Here is a 23,761-nt window from a genome sequence, read left to right as displayed (position 1 = left end):
GCTTGGGATGGGCCGTGATGCAAGGGTAATGGATGAAATTGAGTGAGCCGGATCTGCAGCTGAAATCTCCGATCCAGAGAAATTACAACCGCGCAGTGTTTTACACCTATATGGGGGTAATCGTACTGGCGCTGCTCACCGCCTGGGTGTTTTTTGAACGCCAGAAGACCCAGCAGATGGAGCTCAGGGAGGAACAGGTCGATCGCCATGTGATGCAGATTGATCTCTTGCTGGAATCCAGTATCCGCGCGGTCAAGAGCCTGCGTAATGTGGCCGTGGATCATTTGCGCCTGGCCGAGCAGGTACGTAAGGACAGATTGCCCCAGTACGAGAAGTTTAACGAAAGCGGACAATTCTTTACCCTGGAGCCCAATTACGCCAAGAGTGGCGAGCCCTTCACCAACATGGGGCGGATAACCGGCTCCGGCTCTCTCGATGGCCGCAGCGACAAGTTCTATCAGGAACTGGAGATGCTGTTCGAGCTGTCGTTGTCTTTCCCGGTCGCCAAAGAGGCCGCGCCCAAGGCTTCGGCCATCTATTACCTGTCCAAGCGGCGAATGATGTCTTACTACCCCTGGCCAGCGGACGAGCAGCGTTTTCGCGATGAGATGCTGAGTAAGAAACAGTTCCAACTGGCGACACCGGCGATGAATCCCCAGCGCAGCGTGTTCTGGAGTGAGGCCTATGTGGACTCGGCCGGTAATGGCTTGTTGACTACCCTCGGGGTGCCCATCTATCTCGAAGATGAGTTTATCGGTTCCATTAATCTGGACATGACACTGGCATCGCTCGCCAAACAGATACGCCTCTATTTCAAGATGCCGGGCACAGTGATTTTGCTGGATCAGGGCAACAATATTCTCTCCCACAGCGATTTTGATACCTCCAGCATCAACCGGGTCTACCACATCAGCCAGCGGATCCCATCCGAACTGCATTCGCTGCCTGAGTCTGAACTGTTCGATGCCCACGAGGGGATGATCCGCAACGGTTATTACATCCACTCGGTGGCGCTGCACAACGCCCCCTGGCGCCTACTCTACCTGCAGGATGTCGATGAGTTGTTTCTGGATTCGTTCGAGAAACTGCAGCTGACCTTTATTCTGGTGGTACTGGCCTTGTCTGTACTGGTGACCATAGTGCACTGGCAGACTCGCCGCGCCTTCGTCAGCCCGGCCTCGCGTCTGTTGTCACACCTGGAAGACTGTTCCCGTGAGCCGATCCGACCACCGGCGAAGATCACCCAGGGCTGGGAGCCCTGGTTCCAGTTGGTCAGCCGTATTTTTGAAGAGAACCAGCAATATACCCGTCACCTGGCGGAGCAGAACAAGCGGCTGGATAAACTGGTGGCCCGGCGCACCGAACGACTGAAGGAAACCACTGAGCGGCGGGAGCGGGAATACGCCCTGCTGCGCTCTCTACTGGACTCGATTCCGGAAGCCATTGTCTTCAAAGACAAAGAAGGCAAGTACCTCGGTTGTAACAAGTCGGCCGAGCGGGTGCTTGGCTACACAGAAGCCGAGATGATAGGCCTGAATTCAGACACTTTGACCACCCCGGAGCAGGCCGCCAGAATTCGCGCCGAGGATGAACAGGTACTCAAGGACAGGGCGCCGCTGCGTTATCAGGAAAAGGTCGAACTGGCGGGCAAGCCCGTGCTGCTCGATACCCTCAAGCTGCCGTTTTATAACCGCCGCGGTGAGATGCTGGGCTTGATTGCCGTTTGGCGTGATGTGACTCGCGAATATGAAGCCGCCGAGCAGTTGCGATTGTCGGAAGAACGTTATCACCTGGCGATGGATGCGGTAGAAGATGGCCTGTGGGACTGGTATCTGGATTCGGAGCAGATCATCTGTAATCCAGCCTACTACACCATGCTGGGCTACAAGACTAATGAGTTTCCGGCGCTGCTGTCGACTATAGACGAGCTGATCCATCCGGATGACAGGATCCGGGTCGAAGAGTATCGCGAGCAGTATCTGGCCGATCCTATTGGAGCCTACGAGATAGAGTTCCGAATGCGCGGCAAGAGTGGTCAGTATCACTGGGTGCTATCCCGTGGCCGGGTGGTGGAATTTACCGCTAACAATGAGCCCAGGCGTATGCTGGGTACCCACAAAGACATTACCCGCAGCAAGAGCAATGAAGTGGCCTTGTTGGAGGCCAAGAAAGATGCCGAACTGGCCAACCTCTACAAGAGTGAATTCCTGGCCAATATGAGTCATGAGATCCGCACGCCGATGAATGCCATCATAGGCATGCTGCAGCTGGCGCAGCGCACCAACTTGACGGTGCAGCAGAAAGATTATCTGGAGAAGGCCGGCTTCTCGGCTCAGTCACTGCTGCGGATCATCAACGATATTCTCGACTTCTCCAAGATTGAAGCCGGTAAGCTGGAGCTGGAGCGGGTCTCCTTCCCGCTGGATAAGGTGCTGGAGCACGCCCTGGATATCAACTCGCTCAAGGCACAGGAGAAAGGGGTCGAGCTGTTGTTGTATGCCCCTGTGACCGCCGGGCTGATCCTCAAGGGCGATCCGCTGCGTCTTGGCCAGGTGCTGGTGAATCTGCTGTCCAATGCGGTTAAGTTTACCTCAGAGGGGGAGATTGAACTCGGTTGTGAAGATGTCGGCGAACGCGATCATCGCATTACTCTCAAATTCTGGGTTCGGGACACCGGCATAGGGATCAGCAAGGAACAGCAAGAGATACTGTTTGACGCCTTTGCCCAGGCGGATGGCTCCACCACTCGTAAATATGGCGGCACCGGCCTTGGCTTGTCCATCAGTAAGCATCTGGTGTCCATGATGGGCGGCAAGATGCAAGTGCAGAGTGAGCCGGGTGTCGGCAGTGTGTTCAGCTTTACCATCAGCTTTGAGATCGCCGAGGAGGCCAAGATTGAACCTCTGGTGATGCCGGAGCAGCTCAACAGCCTGCGGGCGCTGGTGGTGGACGATAACTCTACGGCGCTGCAGATATATTCGACCCTGATGCGCGACTTCCACTTCGAGGTGGACACCGCCGCCAGCGGTGCCGAAGCCCTCTATAAGCTGGGCAAACAGGAAACCGACCTGCTGCTTATCGACTGGATGATGCCGGAAATGGATGGCCGCGAGGTGATCCGTACCCTGGACGAGATGGTGGCCGATGGCAGAATAAGCAAGCGCCCCGTGGTGATCATGATGACGGCCTATGCCGCCGAGCCGCTGGCACAGGAGGTGGAAGATGCCAATGTGTTTGCGCTGTTGCAAAAACCCTTCAAGGCCTCGACTCTATTTGATGAGATAATCTCAGCCTTTGCCGAGAAACCCCATCCGGCGACTGCGGCTGAAATTACCGATAATCAGAGCGGTGGTCATAAAGGCTTGGTGCTGCTGGTGGAAGATAATCTGATCAACCAGCAGGTGGCCTCTGAACTGCTGCGTAGCGCCGGTTATGAGGTAGATCTGGCCGACAATGGCCAGATTGCCCTCGAGATGGTGGAGCAGCGTCAATACGACGCGGTATTGATGGATATTCAGATGCCCGTGATGGATGGCCTGACGGCGACCCGGGAACTGCGCAAGAAATACGACAGGGAGACGCTGCCGATTATCGCCATGACGGCCCATGCCATGTCAGGCGATCGTGAGAAGAGCCTGGCGGCAGGAATGAACGCCCATATCACCAAGCCCATTATGCTCAATGAACTCTTTGATACCTTGAGTGAATGGGTGGGCAGGACTTGAGATAAACCGGCCAATCCCTTAACTTGAATGGCAACTTACAGATAACAATCAGGAGATGGGATGAAACCTCAAAGTTGGACCTTGTTGCTGGCGCTGATCGCGGTACCCGGATTGGCGCAGGCGGCACAGGAGAGGGAGGCCGCAGACGTCATCAGCGAAAGCACTCAGGCCGAAGGTTTTATCAATCTCTTTTATGATGCCAAGGCCGGGCAGCTGTATCTGGAACCGAGCAGACTCAACCAGCCCATGTTGTTGCTCTCCAGCTTGCCCCACGGCGTTGGCTCTAACGACATAGGGCTCGATCGGGGGCAACTGGGGCATACCCGCATGGTGCAATTTGAACGCCAGGGCCCCTATATTCTGCTCAAACAGCTCAACACCCGTTTTCGCGCCGATACCGACGACCAAGCCGAGCAAAGAGCCGTGCATGAAGCCTTTGCTGAATCTGTGCTCTGGCGCGGCAAACTCCTGCCGGGAAAACGTCTGCTGGTGCCGGTCAATGACTTGATGTTGCAGGACCTGCATGGCATCAGCCAACAGTTGGCGGCCAGGGGCCAAGGGCATTATCGTCTGGACACCAGCCGCTCTGTGGTGTTGCCAGCCTCGGTCAAGTCGTTCGAGCGTAACTCGGATGTGGATGTGCAACTGACTTTCGCCAGTGATAAGACCGGCGCCAGAGTCGCCGAGGTGACTCCGGATGGCCAGGCCCTGTCTCTGAGACTGCGCTACTCCTTTATCGCTTTGCCCGAGCCGGGTTATCAGGTGCGTCGTTATCATCCCATGAGTGGTTATCTGTCCGATGAGTACAAGGATTATGCCACCGCCATAGATCAGGATATCAACCAGCGCTTCTTGCTGCGCCACCGGCTGCAGAAGGTCAATCCCGGCCCCGAGCCAAGCGAAGTGGTTGAGCCCATTACCTATTATCTGGATCCCGGTGTACCCGAGCCGATTCGTGGTGCCTTGCTCGAAGGCGGACGCTGGTGGGAGCAGGCCTTCAATGAGGCGGGGTTTATCAACGGTTTCAAGTTGGAGCTATTGCCGAAAGGCGCCGACCCTCAGGATGTGCGCTACAACGTGATCCAGTGGGTGCACAGGGCCAGCCGTGGCTGGTCCTACGGCGCGGCGGTGACAGATCCCCGCAGTGGTGAAATCATCAAGGGCCAGGTCACTCTGGGGAGTCTGCGGGTGCGTCAGGATCACCTGATTGCCCGTGGCCTTACCGCCGGGTGGGAAGACAGACAAGCGGCCGATGCAGCCGCCATGGCCTTGTCTCTGGCGCGTATTCGCCAGTTATCGGCTCATGAAATCGGTCACACCCTGGGGCTGGACCATAACTTTGCCGCTTCCACCAATAACAACGCCTCTGTGATGGATTACCCCCATCCCTATGTGCGCCTCAATGGCAAGCGGGTGGATATCAGCCAGCCTTACGCCGAAGGGCTGGGGGCCTGGGATAAGTTTGCCATCAAGTACGGTTATGGTGACTTTGGTGATGAAGCCCAAACCCAGGCCGCGCTCAAGTCGCTGCTCAAAGAGGTGCAGCAGCAGGGGCTGAGATACATAGGCGAGGGTGACTCGCGAGCGACTTCAGCCGCCCATGCCTATGCCAGTCTTTGGGACAGAGGCGAGGATCCGGTCAAGGAGCTGGCCAGAATGCAGCTGGTCAGGCGCCAGGCACTGGAGACTTTCTCCGCCAAGGCACTGTTGCCGGGGCAACCCTTGGGCGAACTCAGTGATGCCCTAGTGCCCATCTATCTGCTGAATCGCTACCAGATCAGCGCCGCGGCCAAGTTTGTTGGCGGTATTGACTATAATTATCTGGCCGATGCCGATAGCGGTAGTTGGCATTATATTGCGCCGGAATTGCAGAAGCGGGCACTCGATACCGTGCTGGCGACCCTGGATCCCAGAGAGCTGTATCTGCCAACCGAGCTACTGGAGCAACTGGTGCCCAAGGTCGGCAACTATTACCGCAGCCGCGAGAGTTTCGGCTCATCTCTGGGGGGGGCCGTGGATCAGCTGGCCATGGCAGAAGTGCTCAGTCGCCACACAGTGTCGGCGCTGTTGAACCCTCAGCGGCTCAACCGTGTGGATCAGGCCTTTACCAGAGACACAGAGCAGCTGTCGGTAGAGGATTTGCTGGACAGATTGCTGGCTAAGACACTGCTGAAATCCCTGCCTTCTAGAGATCAGACCAGTATTGCGATGCGGGTTAATGCGGTGGTTTTGGACGGCATGTTGCAGAGTTTCGAGAGTGACGCCAGTAGTCCAGAAGTTAAAGCCATATTGAGAATGAAGCTGGAATATCTGCTTAAGCAGTTGCCCAGAAAGGAAAAAAGAAGTTCAGGTTACAAGGCTGCCCACTATGACCATTTGCAAGCTGTGCTTGAGCAGGCACTGAAACAACCTGGGGTCAGAGTGATCATCAAGCCTGCTGAAATACCACCGGGATCGCCGATTTAGTACGTTGTAAGGTATTGATTATGTGACACAATTAATCCTATGTCTTATATTGGTATCTTTCATATTCCAAAGGTTCGGGCCTGTTTTGCACCGAACCTTTGTTTTTTGGGGGAATTCTTTTGCCAAAAATCCTGTTTCTCAGAGCCTGGCTCGGCGGTTTATTGCTGCTGCTCTGCTTCATCGCCAAGGCCGATGGGCTCATTGTCAGCCCACGTATTCACCAGGGCCAACTGGACAATGGTCTTAAATATCAATTGGTGGATAACAAGACTCCGGCGAATGCTATAGTGATGCGGATGCGGATCGCTTCCGGCTCACTGCTTGAGGCAGAAAATGAGCAGGGGCTGATGCACCTGCTGGAACATATGGCGTTCAAAGGCTCCGCCGCTGTGCCTGAAGGGGATATGATCCCAAGATTGCAGCGTCTCGGCTTGAGCTTTGGCGCCGATACCAATGCCGTGACTGAATTTACCCAGACAGTCTATAAGTTCAACATCACCCAAGGAGATGAGCAGAAACTGGATACCGGGTTGATGCTGATGCGGGAGATTGCCGACAGACTCACTCTGGACCCCAAGGCGCTTGCCCAGGAAAAAGCCGTGGTGTTGGCCGAGCTCAAGGAGCGCACCTCGGCCGGGCTGGAAAATTATCGTAACCAGTTGCACTTTGAGTATCCATCCAGCCTGCTGCCCAGACGTTTCCCTATCGGTGAAGCCGCCAGCATCAAGGCGGCAGATGTCGCCAAGCTGCGCTCTTTGTACCAACGTTTCTATACCCCGGAGCGGACAACGCTGATCCTAGTTGGCGACCTGGACATTGCTCGTTCCGAGGCTCAAATCAAGCAGTTGTTTGCCGATTGGAAGCCGCACCCTCAGGCGGTTGCCCCGGCTCAGGTGAAGCTTGCTCCGCCTGCAGTCAGAAAGCAGCCTCAGGCGGATGCTTTCTTCGACCCCAGTTTGCCGACTCAAGTCTCTCTTGGGGTGCTGACGCCCATAGAGCCAAAGCCCGATGGTATTGAACGGCGTCGTCAGCTGATGCTTGAGTCGCTGCTGAGTAATATGCTCTATCAGAGGTTGCAACCGCACCTGTTTGCCGAAGAAGGTTTCACCGATGCCGCCGTTGAGATAGGCGAAGAGTTTGGCACCGCAGTAAGGGTGGAATTGACTCTGGCGACTCTGGAAGACAACTGGCCGCAAGCCGCGGCCCTGTTGGAGCAGACCATACGTCAGACCCTGCAATATGGCTTCAGCAACGAAGAGTTGCAGCAGGCGCTCAGGCGTCAGCATAGGCAATATCAACTCAATCTGGCCGGTAGCGATACTATTCACAGCCTGAATATGGCGGAGGCTTTAGTTTCACTGGATGCCAAGGCCATGATACCGCTTGAGCCTGCGGATGAACTGGCTATTTTTGAGGCCTTGGCGCCGCAAATAACCCCGGCATTGATGAGGCAGACACTGGTAGAGCTCTGGCAGGGACAACCCGGTATCTATCTCTCTGCTGCCAAGGCGCCTACCGCAGTAGAAACACAACTCTTGGCGGCATATGAACAGAGTCAGCTGCAGCCAGTTACTCCCTATACAAGCACAAAGGCCAGCGAGTTTGCTTATCAGAGCCTTGGTGAACCCGGGAAGATAGTGGCCGATAAACGGGATCCCGATACCGGAATACGCCAGTTGCGTTTTGCCAATGGCACTCTGCTTAACCTCAAGCCTACCGAATTTGAACAGGACAATGTCGCCGTCAGTTTGTCATTGGGATTCGGTGAGTTGCCATTTCCGCACCTAGAGGGGGTGGGTACCCTGTTCAATCAAGCCTTTGTTTACGGCGGACTGGAGCAGCACTCCTGGCAGCAGTTGATGGATATCTTTGCCGGGCAAAATATTTCGGTCAACCTGGGGGTCGGCCTGCAAGGCTTTGGCGGCGTCACTCATACCAATGCCGCTGAACTCAGAACCCAGTTGGGGTTACAGGCCGCCTTTCTTAGTGCGCCGGGCTGGCGCCAGGAAGCCATTAGCCTCTTTCGGCAGCAAGTCGAGGCTGGAAGTCAGAGTCGCAATGCCAATCCGGAACAGGCCTTCTGGGATGGCCTAACGGGGCTCTTGTTCCCCGGCGACCCCCGTTATGGGTATGGCCGGGAAGAGCAGGTATTGCAGCGGGACTTTTCTGAAATTTCCAAGGTGTTGGCATCGGCGCTGGATAAAGGAATGCTGGAAATCGCGCTGGTGGGGGATTTCGATGAGGCTCAGGGAATAAAGGCGGTTGCCGAGACATTCGGTGTCATCGAGCGGCATCCGGCCAAGGAGTCGACCTTCGAGCGGCCGGTATTCCCCAAGGTGCCGGCTCAGAGGCAGATTTTCCATAGAGGTGCCGAGAACTCGGCGGCACTGGCCTGGCTGTGGCCGACCACCGACATGCAGGATGTTCGGCGCCACAGTGAACTGATGTTGCTCGAGCAGGTGATGGGTATTTTGTTGAATGAAGAGGTTAGGGAAAAAGCCGGCGCCGGATATTCGCCCTATACCTTCAATCATTTCGATTGGCATCCAACCGGTTACGGCTATCTGGGGCTGTTTACTGTCACTGATATGGCCAAGCTGAAAGCGGCCGAACAAGGCTTTGCTGCGGTCGTAGCCAGAGTCAAGGCCAAGGGCGGCATAGATGGCGAACTGCTGGAGCGGGCGCGCCAGCCCTTGCTGCAATGGTTTGAAAGCGCCCCGGCAAGCAACGGTTTCTGGCTGGAACTGGCAGCAACGGCCCAGAGCCGACCTGGCCGTTGGCAGGGATGGCAACAGCGCAGGCAGATATTGGGGCAACTGGATGGTGAAGTTTTGGAAGCCTTGGCTCGTGAGTATCTTGACAATGATCGCCGCTTGAGCGTGACGACCACTTACGCCAACTAAGCACTGGTCTTGGGATTTCTCGGATAGAAGCGCTCCGGCTTGCGCTGCAGGTGTTCGAACCTGCGGGTATTTTTATAGGGTAGCTTCATAAACCCCGAGACGCCTTGACCTTGGATCTTGTCGACATGACTGAGGATCCTGTCCAGACAGGCGCGAAACTGCGCCTGTTTTCTCGGGTTGAGTAGTCTCAGGTAGCTGTGGATCTTCATATGAGTTGGCAGGGCTTCGAAGATGATACAGCCTGTGTGGTGTATCTGGTTGAGCCAGCCAAGTTCAGTCATGATTTCCGCAGGCAGCTCCAGGTTTTCATCCGGATCCCGGCCATCTTCAAAGTAGGAGTGCAGCCGGGATTGATCTTCGAGTGTCGGCACATCGCCCACCTCAAAGGGCAGCAGCTGATCTGCCTTGGCCTTGAACGGCTCTGAAGGGGCGCTTCGCTCCAGGTGCAGGGTATCTTTGGCGTTGAAGAAACAGGCCTTGAAGATACCTATGCGATGAATGCCTCGGGCCAGAGTCACCATGTTGTTGACCGCTTGAATTAATGCCGGCCTGAGCTCTTCATCATAAAGCGCCAGGTTGGAGTCGATATAGACGCCTGTCTCCTGCCAATGAATCGCCAAACCGCCCACAATCGGATACTGACCCAGGCGGCCAACGGCGGCGATAAAGCCCTTCTCTGTGTCTCCCATGCCGGCGAGGAAGTTGCGGTAGTACTTCTCCAGTTGAATATCTTCGGCGCGAATAGCCTCGGCATCGGCGTCCGGATGATGGCTGCGCAGAAACGACTTCCGCGAACTGTAGCTGACAGTTTCCACGTCCCGGGCCCGCTTCTGTACCCAGACGGGGATCTCGGCGGTCAAATCCTGTGGCAGCGGCGGCAGCAAAAGATGCTGGCTGTATCTCATGCTGCGCAGGAAGTAGTCACCGGCCTTGAGACGGGTGAGAGGATCTGGGCCCAACATCCCCTCGAGGATCCTGGCCAGTTCTAGCGGCAGACCTATGCTGGTGGGCGGGATCACCTGGGAGCCGAAGCGGCTGGCCTGGCCGGACGCCAGCGCATAGAGGGTGGCGGCAACCCCCTGTTCATCAAACCTGGGGCTGGAAAGTGCCCCCGAGAGTTGCTCATCGCCGATAAAATAAACATCGCCCATGCGGGCGTTGGTATGCTGTTGATCGCTTGACATTAACTCCATCACATTGCCGCCGACCGGGCGGTTATCGGCATCGCGCTGGGCAAATACCGCCGAGCCCCAGTCAATCAGAGACAGCTTATCTTCCTCTGGGTCATAAACCAGATTGGAAGGTTTGATATCCCCGTGTACCAAGGGTCTGCCGTCACGCAGATACTGCAGCAGATCTGCCAACTGTCTGGCAATGCTCATGATCTCCGCCACCGGCAAGGCGCCATGTCGGCGACAGCGCTGATCCAGATCCTGGCCCCGAGCTCTGGCCATTACCAAGATCCCCTGGCGCCCAACTCTGTCGAACTTTATCAGTGGCGGCACATTGGGATGATTGACCTGAGACAGCATGAAGGCTTCTTCTTCCAGTCTGTCCTGTACCTGTTGGGGCAGGGTGATGCGAGAGAACTTGAATACATGTTCCTGGCCATGGCGGTTTCGTCCGGCGAACACAAAACCATAGGCGCCTTTGCCTATCAGTTGCGGATCGTCATAGCCCAACTTGATCAGTTGCTGGCGGCAGAGGCGGATCCAGGCCCTGTGCTTGCGGGCATCATCGGCCTTGAGCAGATAGACAGACTGCTCTTCAGAAATATAAAAGTGCTGCAGCTCAGGTGTTTGCAAGCGATTTCTCCATTGGCAGAGGCAAGGATACAAAGTAACAACAAGCAAAAGCTCATTAAAACAGCAAGGTGTGAGACCGGCAAGTGGTGACTCTGGGATCCAGCTCAGAACCAGGCTTCCTAGCGTATCCTTTTGGGCTGCACTTTGACCTATATCAATTTCATCGCAGCTGCCTCGGAGTAACCTGTTCGCAACAAGCCATAATGGCAAAAGCAATATGGAGGCCTTATGTCAGTGCCAGACAAGCAAGAGCTGATCGCACTGTTCGAGTATGCCCGTCCCCGAGTGATACAGTCGATGGAATTGCGCCATTGCCCCCATGCAGGTTTCTATAATCCGGTGGATGAGCGCTGCAATTTTTGTCATCAGGGAATGGAATGTATCTGGATGAACCAGAATGATGAGCTGGTGGATCTGGAGCAGAAATCACTCGAAGAGTTGAAGCAGCAGTTATTGATAGCGGTCGACTTTGTCGACTCCAGCCTGAGCCCACACCATTTGTCACGGCGTAAGTGTCAGTGTGATAACTGTAATTGGCTGCGCAAAGTGCAGGATATCCTGGCCAGGTTGCCCTGAATCCGAGAAAATTTATGCGGCCCACCCTGGAGTCATCGGCTCCTGGGTGGGCTTTTTTGTCTGTGGCAGCAGCGCTCTTTGCATTCGGCGTGCAAGTCGATAGAGTATTAAGATTTTCTGATGCACAGGATGGATAGATGGAACCCGGATTTTGGCACGAACGCTGGCACAAGCAGCAGATAGGTTTTCACCAGCAGGATATTAACCCCTTCTTGGTCAAGTACTGGCCCACACTCGCACTCCGGGGCAATGAACAGGTCTTTGTCCCACTCTGTGGCAAGTCTTTGGATATGTGTTATTTGGCCGAGATGGGCCATGATCTGCTCGGTTGTGAACTGAGTGAATTGGCCGTCAGGCAGTTCTTTGAAGAAAATGGCCTTGCGTATCAACAGAAAGCCTTTGGCGAACTGCAGGCTTTTTCCAGCGAACAGATGACCCTGTTGCAGGGCGACTTGTTTGCATTGCAGGTTCAGCAACTGGCATCGGTAGGGGCCTTCTACGATAGGGCAGCGCTAATCGCCTGGCCTGAGGAGATGCGTTTGCAATATGCCGCCAAGCTGGCTGCCTTGTTGCCAAGTGGTTGTAGTGGCCTGTTGGTCACCCTAGAATACCCTCAGGATATGCTCAAGGGGCCGCCATTCAGTGTGACCCGGGAGTGGATAAGGGAGCATATGAGCCAGTGGTTTGAGGTCACGCTGCTGGAGCAAGTCGATGTGTTGGCCGACAACCCAAGATTCATTGCCAAAGAGGTGCCTTGGCTCAACGAGAGTGCCTATTTGCTGAAACGTAAATAGATTTCTCTGACGAGGATAAGCGTTGAAGGCGTGAACAGCGCTTGGTTAAAAGCTCGACAAACAAAAAGGCGACCCTAAGGTCGCCTTTAGTTCAACCACTATCTCAACAGAGATTAGAAGTCGTAACGTACACCCACGGTGAATACGTTGTCGTCTTGCAGGTCTTTTTTAACATTATTGAATACATGCTCACCTTCGTAATGAGCATAGTGGCCGTATACCAGAGTTGACTTGGAGATGCGGTAGTCGGCACCGACAGTGATGTTAGTCACTTCGATATCAGAACCTTCATTGATGATGGGTTTGTTGTTAACATCTTTACCAATGGTGTTGACGTTATTGTAGTATTTGCCTTCACCTGATTCATCATAGCCGTATTGCAGCTTCAGGTTTACACCGTTCAGGTTGTACACTACGTTGACGAAGTAAGTGTTGTAGTCGTCAGAGTTGGCTGCAACACTTTCGGAGTTCTGATACAAAGCACCGATTTTGAAGTCACCCAGTTTAACTTGACCTACGGCGCGGTAAGCGTCGATGTTGCTGATGCCTTTGTTGTAGGCGATAGCTGCATAGTAGTTCTGAGCCTTCAGCTTCTTGTCACCTATGGTGGCGCTCAGAGCGTACTGGCTGTCATTGCTTAAAGAGCTTTCGTTGTTATCGTCAACCAGGTAAGTGGCGTTCAGAGTGATCAGGTCGGCGATCTTTGGAGAGTAGTACCAGAAACCGTCAGCGCTACGGGTCTGACCACCAACCAAACGGTCGATATCCGCGTTGGTGTTACCGAAAGCATCTACGCTGCCTTCAGCTTGCTTGAATACTGTGTCGTTACGACCGACCAGTACAGTACCATAGGCGGTCTTGGCACCCAGGAAAGTGTTACGGGCTTTGAAAGTATCGCCTTTACCAGAAGTGTTCTCTACTTGGAACTCCATCTGATAGATGATGTCTACACCGTCAGTCAGCTTCTCGGAACCTTTTACACCTAGGTTTGAGAAGTTGTTCTCGATGTAAGTTCCGGAGTTGTTCTCATCTGCATAGCTAGCATCTAAACCGTTAGTACCGCCTTGCAGAGTGGCGCCTGTGTCAGTGTGAGTTACAGCCAGATCCAAACGGCCATACAGAGTTGGGCCATCAGCCAATGCACCGAAAGAGGCTGCAGCCAGAACTGTTGCTACTGACGCAGAGATAAGGGTCTTCTTCATGTGTTGTGCTCCCTAGAACCTGAGTTCTAATCCATGTATTTATGGTTATTTAACAAACGAGTGTTCCTGGATTTGTAGCGGACATCCTGTCCGTCACAAAGCTGCGCTGATTCTTACAGTTTTGTTTGCCCAAGATTGTGGCCTGGATCAAACTTTTGCCCCCATTTCGGCCGAAAAAGCCTTAATCTGTGACCAAAATGTCCGTTTCGGTTAAAAAGTGTTCCGATGCTATTGTTTGTAAAATCAGCACAATCATTTTTCTCCTATAAAAAGGTGATTTTTCAGTATGTATGACTGTATCTGTCGGTTAATTTTAATGGAGTTAAATGTAAATTAGTGATAGATGATGTTCGTTGAAAAGTGAAGTTTTGCATCATAAAAATGATATTTATGTGCGCTAGTTCTCATTGGTTGTGCGAAAAAGAGGTTGTTGCTGGAAGTTATTCAGGCTGATAAGTGTATCAGACCGCTGAAAACCCGATACATGCTGCAGTTTGGGGAAAATGGGGAGTTCGGCTAGAATGCCGCCGAAGATAATTGGGAACCAAATTATGCAAGATACAGACACAGACTTGTTGAATTCAGAGGCCTATCAACAGCGTTTTGGCGGTATTGCCCGTCTATATGGTGTTGCTGCGCTGGCAGCCTTTGCCAAGGCCCATGTGATGGTGATAGGGATTGGCGGCGTCGGCACTTGGGTGGCCGAGGCGTTAGCCCGCAGTGGCATAGGGCATATCAGCCTGATGGATCTTGACGATGTCTGTGTCACCAATACCAACCGCCAGATCCATGCTTTGGCAGATACCATAGGTGAATCCAAGGTGGCCGTAATGGCACAAAGGATTAAGGCGATTAATCCTTTGTGCCGGGTGGATGAAATCGAAGACTTTATTGCTGCGGACAATCTGAGTCAGTATTTGTCACAGGATAAGGGCATAGACTTTGTGGTGGACTGCATAGATGCGGTTAAGCCCAAGGCGGCCTTAATCGCCTGGTGCAAACGTAATAAGATCAAGTTGGTGACAGTGGGGGGAGCCGGCGGCCAGATTGATCCTACCCAGATCCAGCAAACAGATTTAGCCAAGACGTTTCAAGACCCTTTGCTGGCCAAGGTACGTAACTTGCTGCGTAAAGAGTATGGTTTTACAAAGAACCCGCAACGGCGTTTTGCCATAGATGCGGTGTTTTCCAGCGAACATCTTAAATACCCCCAGAGTGATGGCAGTGTTTGTGCCAGTAAGGCCGGGGCTCAAGGCAATATGAGAATGGATTGTGCCTCGGGGTTTGGTGCTGCGACCATGGTGACCGGTAGTTTTGGTTTCGTGGCCGCCAGCCGGGTACTGGCGCGGTTAGCGCAAGCTGCCGATAGCAACGGCCAGGAATGAGTCGGGCCTTGTGGGGGGAGAACAGTCTGGCCCTCAAGGAAACTGCGCAAAACATGATCTGAGTCTAATGCGGGCCAAGTCTGGATTGTTAGAATCCTGACACTTTTTCGCTACAGATATTCAAATTATGCGACAAGCACTGCTCAATCGTTTTTTGCGCTATGTTCAACAGGATACACAAGCCAACCCTGACTCAGTTGCCGTTCCCAGCTCCGCAGGGCAAGTGGCCTTTGCTAAACAGTTGCAGCAGGAATTGCTCGAGCTGGGATTTGACGATGTTTTCCTCAGTGAATCATGCTGTCTTTATGCCAAAATCGCAGCGAATACTGCCAAGGTGCCGGCGATCGGTTTCTTGGCTCATCTTGATACCGCGGCCGACTACTCTGGTGCCGGGGTTAAACCTAGGGTGATAGACAAGTATCAAGGACAGGTCATCCCATTGGAACAAGGGGAAGAGCTGAACCCTGAGCAGTTTCCTTCTTTATTGAATTACCTCGACAAAACCCTTATCACGGCCGATGGCACCACGCTATTGGGTGCCGATGACAAGGCCGGTATCGCCGAGATCATTACGGCGTTGCATTATTTACTGCAACACCCGGAAATTCCCCATGGAGAGATCCATCTCTGTTTTACTCCCGATGAAGAGATTGGCCGTGGCACAGATGGCTTGGAGCTCGAGCGCTTCGGTGCCGATTGGGCCTATACGGTCGATGGCGGCGCGATAGGTGAGCTTCAATATGAGAACTTCAATGCGGCCACAGCGGTAATCACTGCCAAGGGGAACAACTGTCATCCCGGTAGCGCTTTTGGGGTAATGGTTAATGCTCTGACCATGGCTGCTAGGTTCCATGCTCGCATGCCCCTCAATGATGCTCCCGAGACCAGTGAAGGCTATCAGGGCTTTTTCCATTTGCTCTCTATGGAGGGGCAAACAGAAGAGGCCAAGCTGGTATATCTGATTCGGGACTTTGACCGAGCTCAGTTTGAACAGCGCAAGGTCTGGCTGCAAGAGTCGGTAGCTAAATGCAATGCCGAGCTGCAGGCCGGTAGCCTGGAGATCAGCATCAGCGACAGTTACTACAATATGAAAGAATGTATCTTGCCCGTGCCTCATGTGACAGATATTGCCTGTCAGGCGATGGAGATGGCTGGTATTACACCGGATATTAAACCCATTCGGGGTGGTACCGATGGTGCACAACTGTCCTGGAAGGGGTTGCCTTGTCCCAACCTCTTTGCCGGCGGTCACAATTTCCATGGTAAGCATGAATATGTTTGTCTGGAGTCAATGGAAAAGGCGGTTGAGGTGATAATCAATATTGCCAAACTGACCACTCAGAGATACGCAGAGTAATTAGGCTCACCACCGGACTAAAACGGGTTACATAAAGAGTTCCACCCTGTCGTCATCGGCGGGGTGGGACGTTAATGTCGCCGGAAAGCGAACCCGGAAATGCGCACCACCCAGTGGGGAATCGGGTACAAGAGTAATACTGCCCTTGAGTAAAGTGGCGGCGTTAAAGGCGGCAGCCAGCCCCAATCCTGTGGCCCCGGTTCGTCTACTGGTGGTAAAGAAAGGCTCAAAGATCTGACTGGCAATCTCGGGTGCGATCCCCTTGCCATTGTCTTCGATATCCAGCAATAGTTCTGGACCCTGCTGTTGTGCGCTGATGCTGATCTTATGGCCGGTATCACCCTCAAAGGCGTGAGCATAGGCGTTGGAAATTAAATTGGTGACTATCTGCTTCAATAAACTGTGGTTACCGGTGAGCCAGAGGTCGGGGGCAACGTCAATCTCCACATCTACTTGTAATTGCTTGAAAGATAGCGCCACAGCATCGGCAAATTCCTGCAATACCTGAGATAGCAGCATCTGTTCATTGGTATCATTGCCTTGCTCGGCGGCAATCGCCTTAAATTTCTGGATCAGATTACTGGCACGGGTAATATTGCTGATGATCAGCTCACAACTCTGTTGATACTCATTGAGAATGGCATTGAGCTCCTCCAGCGTAGCGCCATCACTTTGCAACAGTTCAATCAATTCATGAATATGTTGTAGTTGGCTACTGGCGGCAGTGAGACAGATACCTATCGGAGTATTGATTTCATGGGCTATCCCGGATACCAGCCCGCCGAGCGCCGCCATTTTCTGTTGCTCGACCATGACCTGCTGGGCGCGCTTCAGTACCAAGAGTGACTGCTCAAGCTCTTTGGTTTGCTCTTTGACTTGTTTGGCCAACTCATCTTTATAACTGCGTTCCAGTTCCAATAATCTTTCTCTGTCGTTCAAGGCCTCTTGCAACTCGGTGCGGGAAAGGTTGAGTTGCGAAAAGGTGGTGCGCAGTTGTTGTTGCATCAAGTTGATGGCCTGAGCAACCCGGGTAAATTCATCCTGTTTTTCCCGGCGTTTGAACTGCAATGGTTGATAGTCCTGCTCCAAATCGAGCTGCGAGCAATACTCACTCAGTTGTAACAGGTGTCGGGTGATCGTGGCCCAGACCAGATAGAGAATGAAGCCTGCGACCAGGAAGGTCTTGATAGCGTTAGCCAGTAGGATCAGTAAGGCTTTGTTGACTAATCTATCGTAGATTTTGGAGAGGTCGGCCTGTACTCTGAGTTCGCCGACATTAAAGGTTTGATCGCCGGTTTGATGTATCAAGGGAAAGCGTTTTTCTATCACTCCTTGGTTACGGTGTTCACCGGCCGTCCATTCCTTGCCGCTATCATCTTCTATGATCACAAAGCTGGTATCCGGCAATTGGTAAAGGCCGTTCAACTGGGTCTTGATGAGCCTCTCATCTATTACCCAAATACTTGCCGCGAGCACATCCAGGTTGGCCTTTTCAATATTGGCAAACTCATTGTTTATTCGGCCAATGTCGCTCTTGTAATCAGAAATCAGCTGTAAACCCGTGGTCACCAGGGTGATCAGCGAGCTGAACAATATAATCGCCAAGGCTAGTCTTCGACCTATGGGGCTGCTGATGAGCTGTTTTAAAAAACTGGGCATTCAACAATCTTAAGTACTTGCTGTAGATAGCCTTAAGCATAGCCTCGCCGCCAAATTTCGTAGTTTTTTGTTATCGGATAATCATGAAGCGTTTCGAATGAACGTGGCACCGTTTTTGCTTGTTTAGTGGTTGGAACAATTTTCTGACGCTGGATAGAGCCATGAAGAGACTGAAATTTGAGGTATTGAAAGAGGGCAAGTTCAAGGCCGCTGCATTGCAACTGACACTGTGGGTGCTGCTGATAACCACATTGCTGCTGTTTATGCCTAAGTCCTTACTGGCTCTGTTGCATTTGGAGTCTTGGGTTGATAGTCATGCTCATTATATTGGCCTGACGTTACTGCTGGCTTTGGCTTATATCGGTGCCTTGGCCGTCAATCTTTTGCTGGATGAAGCTATTGGTCGTCTGAGCGAGCGCAGGATCAATGAAACGATCGAAGAAAAAGTGAGGTTGTTGGATCCTGCCGAGCGCGCGCTATTGAGGGAGTTCTTCCTGCAGGGTGCCAGTGTTTTGACCCTGCCGCAAAATGAGGCTCCTGTGCAGGCGCTGCTAAAGGCACACATACTGGAGAGTCTGGGGAACGAGCGACATTACGCCATTCAAGGCCCTACTGCCGAGTACAAGATAGCCATGGCCGCCCGTAAGCATTTAAACCGAAGAGTGTTGCGTCTTCCTCCGGGAGAACCGAGTCAGGAAGAGTTGCAATACCTTATCAAGGCAAGGCCGCAATTTATCAATGGTATTGCCCAGGTGCGCAAACACGCTGCCTGATATCGGTTAAAAAAGTGGGCAGCCTTAGGGCTGCCCAAACATTAGATCAAAAATGTCATTGCATTTAAAGAACATGGAAATCTAAGGCTTTGCCGACTTTACGATAAACATCCACATAATGTAGGAGATAATACCGATAGTACTGAAGATAACTATCATCGACAGTAAGCCTATAGGGTTTCCAAACATTAGATCCAACCAGAATGCCATCACTGAAGTCCTCTTTCTTGTAAAGTCAAAGCTAAACTAACCAAATCGACGTTGAGCAGAACTGATCTCGATCAACAAATGTTACCTGAGCGTTTAATCTGACAAACTACCTTGTTAAAACATGATTTGAATCATGTTTTGCTGAATTAGGTGGTTGCGAAATTATCTGCGTTAACGGCAAGGGATGTTGAGAAAGGGATAAGCTCAAAGGCTAATATTAACCTCTACACTAAAGGGGTAGAGTGAACGGCGGCGATAACCATTGGCAAGGAGCGTGCGATGCAAACATCCCAAAGCGTGTTGAAACTCATGTTGCAAAGGTGGCAGTGGTTTCCTTTGCTGTTGTTATTTATCTATCCACTTTTTATGTTGTTGAGCACAGCCGCTTATCTTGCCTTTGGCTCATTGTTGCTCGCTCTCCTGTTGTTGGTTTGGCTTGGCGTCAAACAACTCTTCAATCTCAAGCGCTTGGAAAATGCCGCCCGTCATTTCGGCGAGGGTGACCTCAGTTATCAATTATCTGAGCGGGATGCCGGTATGTTTCATTCCGTGGTTCATGGCATTAACCGTATGGGAGAGGATGTTAGCCGAACGATTCTTTCCTTGGTCAATACTGCCGAAGCCATGAAAAAGGTTTCCATGGATATCAAATCCATCAGTGATACCGCCCATCTGGGAGTCGAAGAGCAGGAAAAACAAGCGGAACTGGCCGCGACAGCCATGACTCAGATGGTATCTACCGTACAGGAGATCAGTCGCAACGCCGCCAGCACCGCCAATGCTGCGGAGCAGGCCAAGCAAGCGGCTCATCGCGGCGATCAAACAGTTAGGCAGGTGGTACAACAAATTGATGGTATGTCTGCCCAAGTAGGGCAATCCCAACAAGTGATCGCCAGACTGGCCGAAGACAGCAACAATATCAGCACTATCATTGACACCATTTCCCAAGTGGCCGAACAGACTAATCTACTGGCATTGAACGCCGCTATTGAGAGCGCCCGTGCGGGTGAGCATGGCCGAGGTTTTGCTGTGGTTGCCGATGAGGTTCGTAGTCTGGCGCAGCGAACGTCCGCGGCTACGGTCGAGATCCAACAACAGATACTGCAATTGCAGCAGGGAGCCGATGCGAGTGTGAGGGTCATGACCACCAGTGTTGCGCAGGCCAATGCTACTCATGAGATGGCTCATCAGGCGCAGCAGGCTTTGGGACAGATAGTGGCGCAGATTGAAAGTATTACTGATATGTCGCATCAGATTGCGGCAGCATCGGAACAGCAGCAAGCTGTGGCCGAAGAGATCAGCAGTAATATCTCATTAATGGCTCAGGTCGCGGTCGAAAATGCCAAGGAAACTCATAGCACCAACCTCTCCAGTCTGAAAGTGTTCAATATGTCACAAGAGATAAGCGCCCTACTTGGGCGGTTTCATGTGGATAAACAAGCCATGGCGCAACTCGAAAAGCGTCATCGTTTTGTTGAATGGGGACCGCAATTGGATCTTGGGATGGAAGAGATCAATCGTCAGCACCTGCGTTTGGTATCCCTGATCAATGAACTGCATCGCACCCTGGAAGAAGCTTATGGCCTGGAAGCGATTAAACGCATTGTTCAAGGCCTGGTGGATTACACCGCCAATCACTTTGCTTACGAAGAGGAGTTATTTGCCCGCTTCGGTTATCCGCAGACCGAGGAGCATAAGCTGAAGCATCAACAACTGGTAGCCAAAGTATTGGATTTTCAAAAGCGGGTTGCCAAGGGAGAAGATGTGGCCAACGAACTGATGGCTTTTCTCAAATCTTGGTTAATCAACCATATTCAGGGTAGCGATAAGGGCTATACCAGCTTCCTTATTGCCCATGGCGCCCAGTAGTCAGACTGAATTTTGTCCAAACGATCAGGATTTTGGCAAACAAGCTTGTAAAGCACTTGCCATTGGACTGAGCACAGGTATAATTCCGTTCACTCGCTGATGAGGCATCATCGCGAAACAATCTATATGTGCCAGAGTGGTGAAATTGGTAGACACAGGGGATTCAAAATCCCCCGCCCTTAAAAGCGTGTCGGTTCGAGTCCGACCTCTGGTACCATCTCTTCTAGAGATAATAAGCCGACCTTGAGTCGGTTTTTTTATTTTCAGGCCCGAGTAAGTTATTGCGCCACGCGCGTGTCGGCTGGAAGGCCAGCCCCGTCGTTCCGACCTCTGGTACCATCTCTTCTAGAGATAATAAGCCGACCTTGAGTCGGTTTTTTTATTTTCAGGCCCGAGTAAGTTATTGTGCCACGCGCGTGTCGGCTGGAAGGCCAGCCCCGTCGTTCCGACCTCTGGTACCATCTCTTCTAGAGATAATAAGCCGACATTGAGTCGGTTTTTTTATTTTCAGGCTCGAGCAAGTTATTGCGCCACGCGCGTGTCGGCTGGAAGGCCAGCCCCGTCGTTCCGACCTCTGGTACCATCTCTTCTAGAGATAATAAGCCGACCTTGAGTCGGTTTTTTGTAAGTTTTTGATGGTGCCGAAAGGTACTGGGGTTTTTCCCTCTATTGCGGCTTATTAAACCTTCTTTGTCAGGCTATCCAGCACTTCCAGTTCTACTTCGCGACCCTGTGGGAAACTAACGCCTTGAGTGTTATTACGGTGAAGTTGTCACAACAAGTCCCACCACAGCCAATAGCTTCACCTCAGGCTGACGGCCGTGGAGCCGCAGCTGAATGGCATTGTGTGCTGCTTTATGGCGGGATGGAAACAAGTGTTATCAATTTGTCTAAAATTAGACATGTCTCAACTTTGGCGGATTTATGAGGGGAAGTTAATGTTTTTGAGGTTTTTTCATCCGTTCATTGCCCAGCTTTTCTTTGGCCAGACAGTAAGAAATTTGAGCTCTCGCAAAATTACCATTTAAATTCGAGTGAGAGCGGGATTTTACTGGCTATTTTATAGTTAATTGAATCGTAAAAGGTTATTTGGGCCTATATAAGCCTTCCTACGTTTTTACACGTTTAATTATTTGAATTTTAATAATAAATTTTTAATTTCAGCCTTGCTAATGTTTTGATTGTGCTCCGTTCGCTTGTTATCTAAAATTCGCCGCTTTTTAGATAACAAGTACGGCATGTTGACTGCCTGTGCTGAAATTAACTTATTCATTTTGGGGACTTTTTGTGTCTAAAACACTGGCGAATCCTGCTCCATTAGGCTTAATGGGCTTTGGTATGACGACTATCCTGCTGAATATTCATAATGCGGGTTACTTTCCGATTGATGCAATGATCCTGGCGATGGGCATTTTCTATGGCGGACTCGGTCAAGTCATTGTCGGTATTATGTGTTTTATGCGAGGTGACACCTTTGGGACGACAGCCTTTACATCCTATGGTTTATTTTGGTTAACCCTCGTCGGGCTTATTCTTATGCCCAATGCTGGTGTAGCGGCTAGCCCAACTCATTTTATGGGATGGTATTTGACCCTTTGGGGGATCTTTACTGCCTTTATGTTTGTGGGATCGCTGCGCTACCCCAGAGCTAAACAGTTTGTCTTTGCGTCGCTAACCATTTTGTTCTTCCTGTTGGCCGCGAGAGATTTTACCGGCAGTGCTCTGATTGGCACTATTGCAGGTTTTGAAGGCATTATCTGTGGCGCGAGTGCGATTTACTTTGCTATGGCGCAAGTGCTCAACAATGAATATGGCTACACGATTTTGCCAATAGGCGAGTTAAAGGCCAAGGCTTAGCATTCAGTGAAAACTGAATAATACGGCGATTACTCCCGGCATTGTATAGGCATTGCTTGGATATCAGTGCTGCGATAAATACAAGGACATGCGCTCAGGTGCATTGGCATCTGAGTTTGCAAGACATGACCGAGCCGGATTAAAAAAGAATGCCAGTCAGTTCGAGCTGACTGGCATTAGCCAAATGGCCATTGGGTTGATGAATTAAGGATGAGAATAAATTCGCTGGCTTAGCTATCGGCAATTACGCCGCTACAGTTCAGAACTTGTAATCCAGGGTCAAATACACTTGTTGACTGTCATTGATTTCAATGCCGTTTTCTTCATAGTCCTGGGCCAGGTAGCGATAGCCGAGGTCTGAGGAAAAGTGTTCGCTCCATTTGTACTGCACACCGACTTGACCGCCCCAAACAAAATCTGTTGAAGATTCACCGGCAATCTTGTTGTCATTGGCGCCCATACTGACACCGGCGAACAGATTGACATCTTGATGCACTGGCAATAGGTAGTCATAGGAGACTAGCCAGCTGTATTGTTCCTGTTTGTAGTTGTTGGCGGCCAAGCTGAACTTATCTTCCATGTAACCAAAAGTACCGGTAATACGGTGTTGCTGTTCAATCAGCATGCCTATACGTGCCTGATAGCTCATATCTTCGGCGTCTTTATTGACTACGCCCTCGATTTCATCGCTTTGGTAGCCTAAGCCTACCCCGGCAAAGTAATCTATCTCGACCGCTTGTGCGCCGCTGCATACCAATGCTGCTCCTGCAGCCATCATCATTATTTTGTTCAGTTTCATCATTGACTCCTAAGACTGCTAAGTCGTTTAATCAGAATGTTTATTGGCTTGGTGAGTCATACTTTATGGCAAGCAAAGCAGTGATAGAAGCCCGTAACTGTGTGTCTCTTTGTCTCAAAAAATAGAACAATAAGAGCCTTGTCACAGAGATAGTTCCAGATCTTGTGTGATAACTATGAGCGGAGAGGAAGATGCTGAGATTACCGTTGTCAAAGATTGTATCTACCTGATTTAAATATACATTTTAAATAAACCAAGTTGGAGTTGTCAGGCGAGTTGTGCACAAGTTCCATGCGTGCGTAGCGTCGGTTTACCGGCTTGGATGTAAGGCGTTATTAGCCGTCGACGTCCCAAGCTAATTCATATAATTTTATTATTTAA

Annotated in this window: 15 protein-coding genes and 1 tRNA gene; 11 read left to right on the top strand and 5 right to left on the bottom strand. The window is 51.6% G+C overall.

The features are described from left to right. Positions 1-32: 32 nt before the first annotated feature. The 3 genes from K5621_RS16665 to K5621_RS16655 all read left to right on the top strand — a co-directional run bounded on the left by K5621_RS16665 (position 33) and on the right by K5621_RS16655 (position 9,094). Positions 33-3,725: a response regulator gene (locus K5621_RS16665; protein ID WP_221049817.1), complete on the top strand. Its 3,693-nt coding sequence runs from the start codon at positions 33-35 to the stop codon at positions 3,723-3,725. Between the two features lie 60 nt (positions 3,726-3,785). Continuing rightward, entirely contained in the window at positions 3,786-6,191 is a 2,406-nt protein-coding gene (locus K5621_RS16660; protein WP_221049816.1) for a zinc-dependent metalloprotease, read from the top strand. Between the two features lie 119 nt (positions 6,192-6,310). Beyond that, complete coding sequence (locus K5621_RS16655; RefSeq protein ID WP_245003101.1) at positions 6,311-9,094, top strand: M16 family metallopeptidase; 2,784 nt, start codon at positions 6,311-6,313, stop codon at positions 9,092-9,094. On the opposite strand, the gene K5621_RS16650 is transcribed toward K5621_RS16655, so the two are convergent. After that, positions 9,091-10,899: a protein kinase domain-containing protein gene (locus tag K5621_RS16650; protein ID WP_100144805.1), complete on the bottom strand. Its 1,809-nt coding sequence runs from the start codon at positions 10,897-10,899 to the stop codon at positions 9,091-9,093. The two genes, K5621_RS16655 and K5621_RS16650, sit on opposite strands and share 4 nt — an antisense overlap. A gap of 228 nt (positions 10,900-11,127) precedes the next feature. Between K5621_RS16650 and K5621_RS16645 the strand changes: the two genes are divergently transcribed. After that, a complete protein-coding gene (locus K5621_RS16645) occupies positions 11,128-11,475 on the top strand; it encodes a hypothetical protein (protein ID WP_100144807.1) in 348 nt (115 codons plus the stop codon). Positions 11,476-11,612: 137 nt separating this feature from the next. Next, positions 11,613-12,269 carry a thiopurine S-methyltransferase gene (locus K5621_RS16640; RefSeq protein WP_100144809.1) on the top strand — a complete coding sequence of 219 codons (657 nt, stop codon included), beginning with the start codon at positions 11,613-11,615 and terminating at the stop codon, positions 12,267-12,269. 113 nt (positions 12,270-12,382) lie between these two features. On the opposite strand, the gene K5621_RS16635 is transcribed toward K5621_RS16640, so the two are convergent. Next, entirely contained in the window at positions 12,383-13,471 is a 1,089-nt protein-coding gene (locus K5621_RS16635) for a porin (RefSeq protein WP_221049815.1), read from the bottom strand. 551 nt (positions 13,472-14,022) lie between these two features. On the opposite strand from K5621_RS16635, the gene tcdA reads away from it, so the two are divergent. Together tcdA and pepT are read left to right on the top strand one after the other, a co-directional pair. After that, complete coding sequence (tcdA, locus tag K5621_RS16630; protein WP_221049814.1) at positions 14,023-14,856, top strand: tRNA cyclic N6-threonylcarbamoyladenosine(37) synthase TcdA; 834 nt, start codon at positions 14,023-14,025, stop codon at positions 14,854-14,856. A 127-nt stretch (positions 14,857-14,983) separates the two neighbouring features. Beyond that, positions 14,984-16,213: a peptidase T gene (gene pepT, locus K5621_RS16625; protein WP_221049813.1), complete on the top strand. Its 1,230-nt coding sequence runs from the start codon at positions 14,984-14,986 to the stop codon at positions 16,211-16,213. A 27-nt stretch (positions 16,214-16,240) separates the two neighbouring features. On the opposite strand, the gene K5621_RS16620 is transcribed toward pepT, so the two are convergent. Then, on the bottom strand, positions 16,241-17,872 hold the full coding sequence (locus tag K5621_RS16620) for a sensor histidine kinase (RefSeq protein ID WP_221049812.1): 1,632 nt from the start codon (positions 17,870-17,872) through the stop codon (positions 16,241-16,243). Between the two features lie 161 nt (positions 17,873-18,033). Between K5621_RS16620 and K5621_RS16615 the strand changes: the two genes are divergently transcribed. Continuing rightward, on the top strand, positions 18,034-18,645 hold the full coding sequence (locus K5621_RS16615; protein WP_100144817.1) for a superinfection exclusion B family protein: 612 nt from the start codon (positions 18,034-18,036) through the stop codon (positions 18,643-18,645). Positions 18,646-18,726: 81 nt separating this feature from the next. Here K5621_RS16615 and K5621_RS16610 read toward each other — a convergent pair whose 3' ends face one another. Next, positions 18,727-18,855, bottom strand: a complete 129-nt coding sequence (locus K5621_RS16610) for a DUF3149 domain-containing protein (RefSeq protein WP_071237139.1) — start codon at positions 18,853-18,855, stop codon at positions 18,727-18,729. A 279-nt stretch (positions 18,856-19,134) separates the two neighbouring features. Between K5621_RS16610 and K5621_RS16605 the strand changes: the two genes are divergently transcribed. The 3 genes from K5621_RS16605 to K5621_RS16595 all read left to right on the top strand — a co-directional run bounded on the left by K5621_RS16605 (position 19,135) and on the right by K5621_RS16595 (position 22,581). Next, on the top strand, positions 19,135-20,724 hold the full coding sequence (locus K5621_RS16605; RefSeq protein WP_221049811.1) for a bacteriohemerythrin: 1,590 nt from the start codon (positions 19,135-19,137) through the stop codon (positions 20,722-20,724). Positions 20,725-20,854: 130 nt separating this feature from the next. Beyond that, a tRNA-Leu gene (locus K5621_RS16600) sits at positions 20,855-20,941 on the top strand. 1,070 nt (positions 20,942-22,011) lie between these two features. Next, positions 22,012-22,581, top strand: a complete 570-nt coding sequence (locus tag K5621_RS16595) for an acetate uptake transporter (protein WP_100144819.1) — start codon at positions 22,012-22,014, stop codon at positions 22,579-22,581. 259 nt (positions 22,582-22,840) lie between these two features. Here the strand turns inward: K5621_RS16595 and K5621_RS16590 are convergent, their stop codons facing one another. Further along, positions 22,841-23,380: an outer membrane beta-barrel protein gene (locus K5621_RS16590; protein ID WP_221049810.1), complete on the bottom strand. Its 540-nt coding sequence runs from the start codon at positions 23,378-23,380 to the stop codon at positions 22,841-22,843. Positions 23,381-23,761: the final 381 nt, after the last annotated feature.

This window comes from Shewanella carassii (assembly GCF_019670705.1).
In the GTDB taxonomy this organism is placed as follows: Bacteria; Pseudomonadota; Gammaproteobacteria; order Enterobacterales; family Shewanellaceae; genus Shewanella; species Shewanella carassii.
Note: the sequence above shows the minus strand (reverse complement) of the source record. Positions and strands in the feature narration are given on the sequence as shown.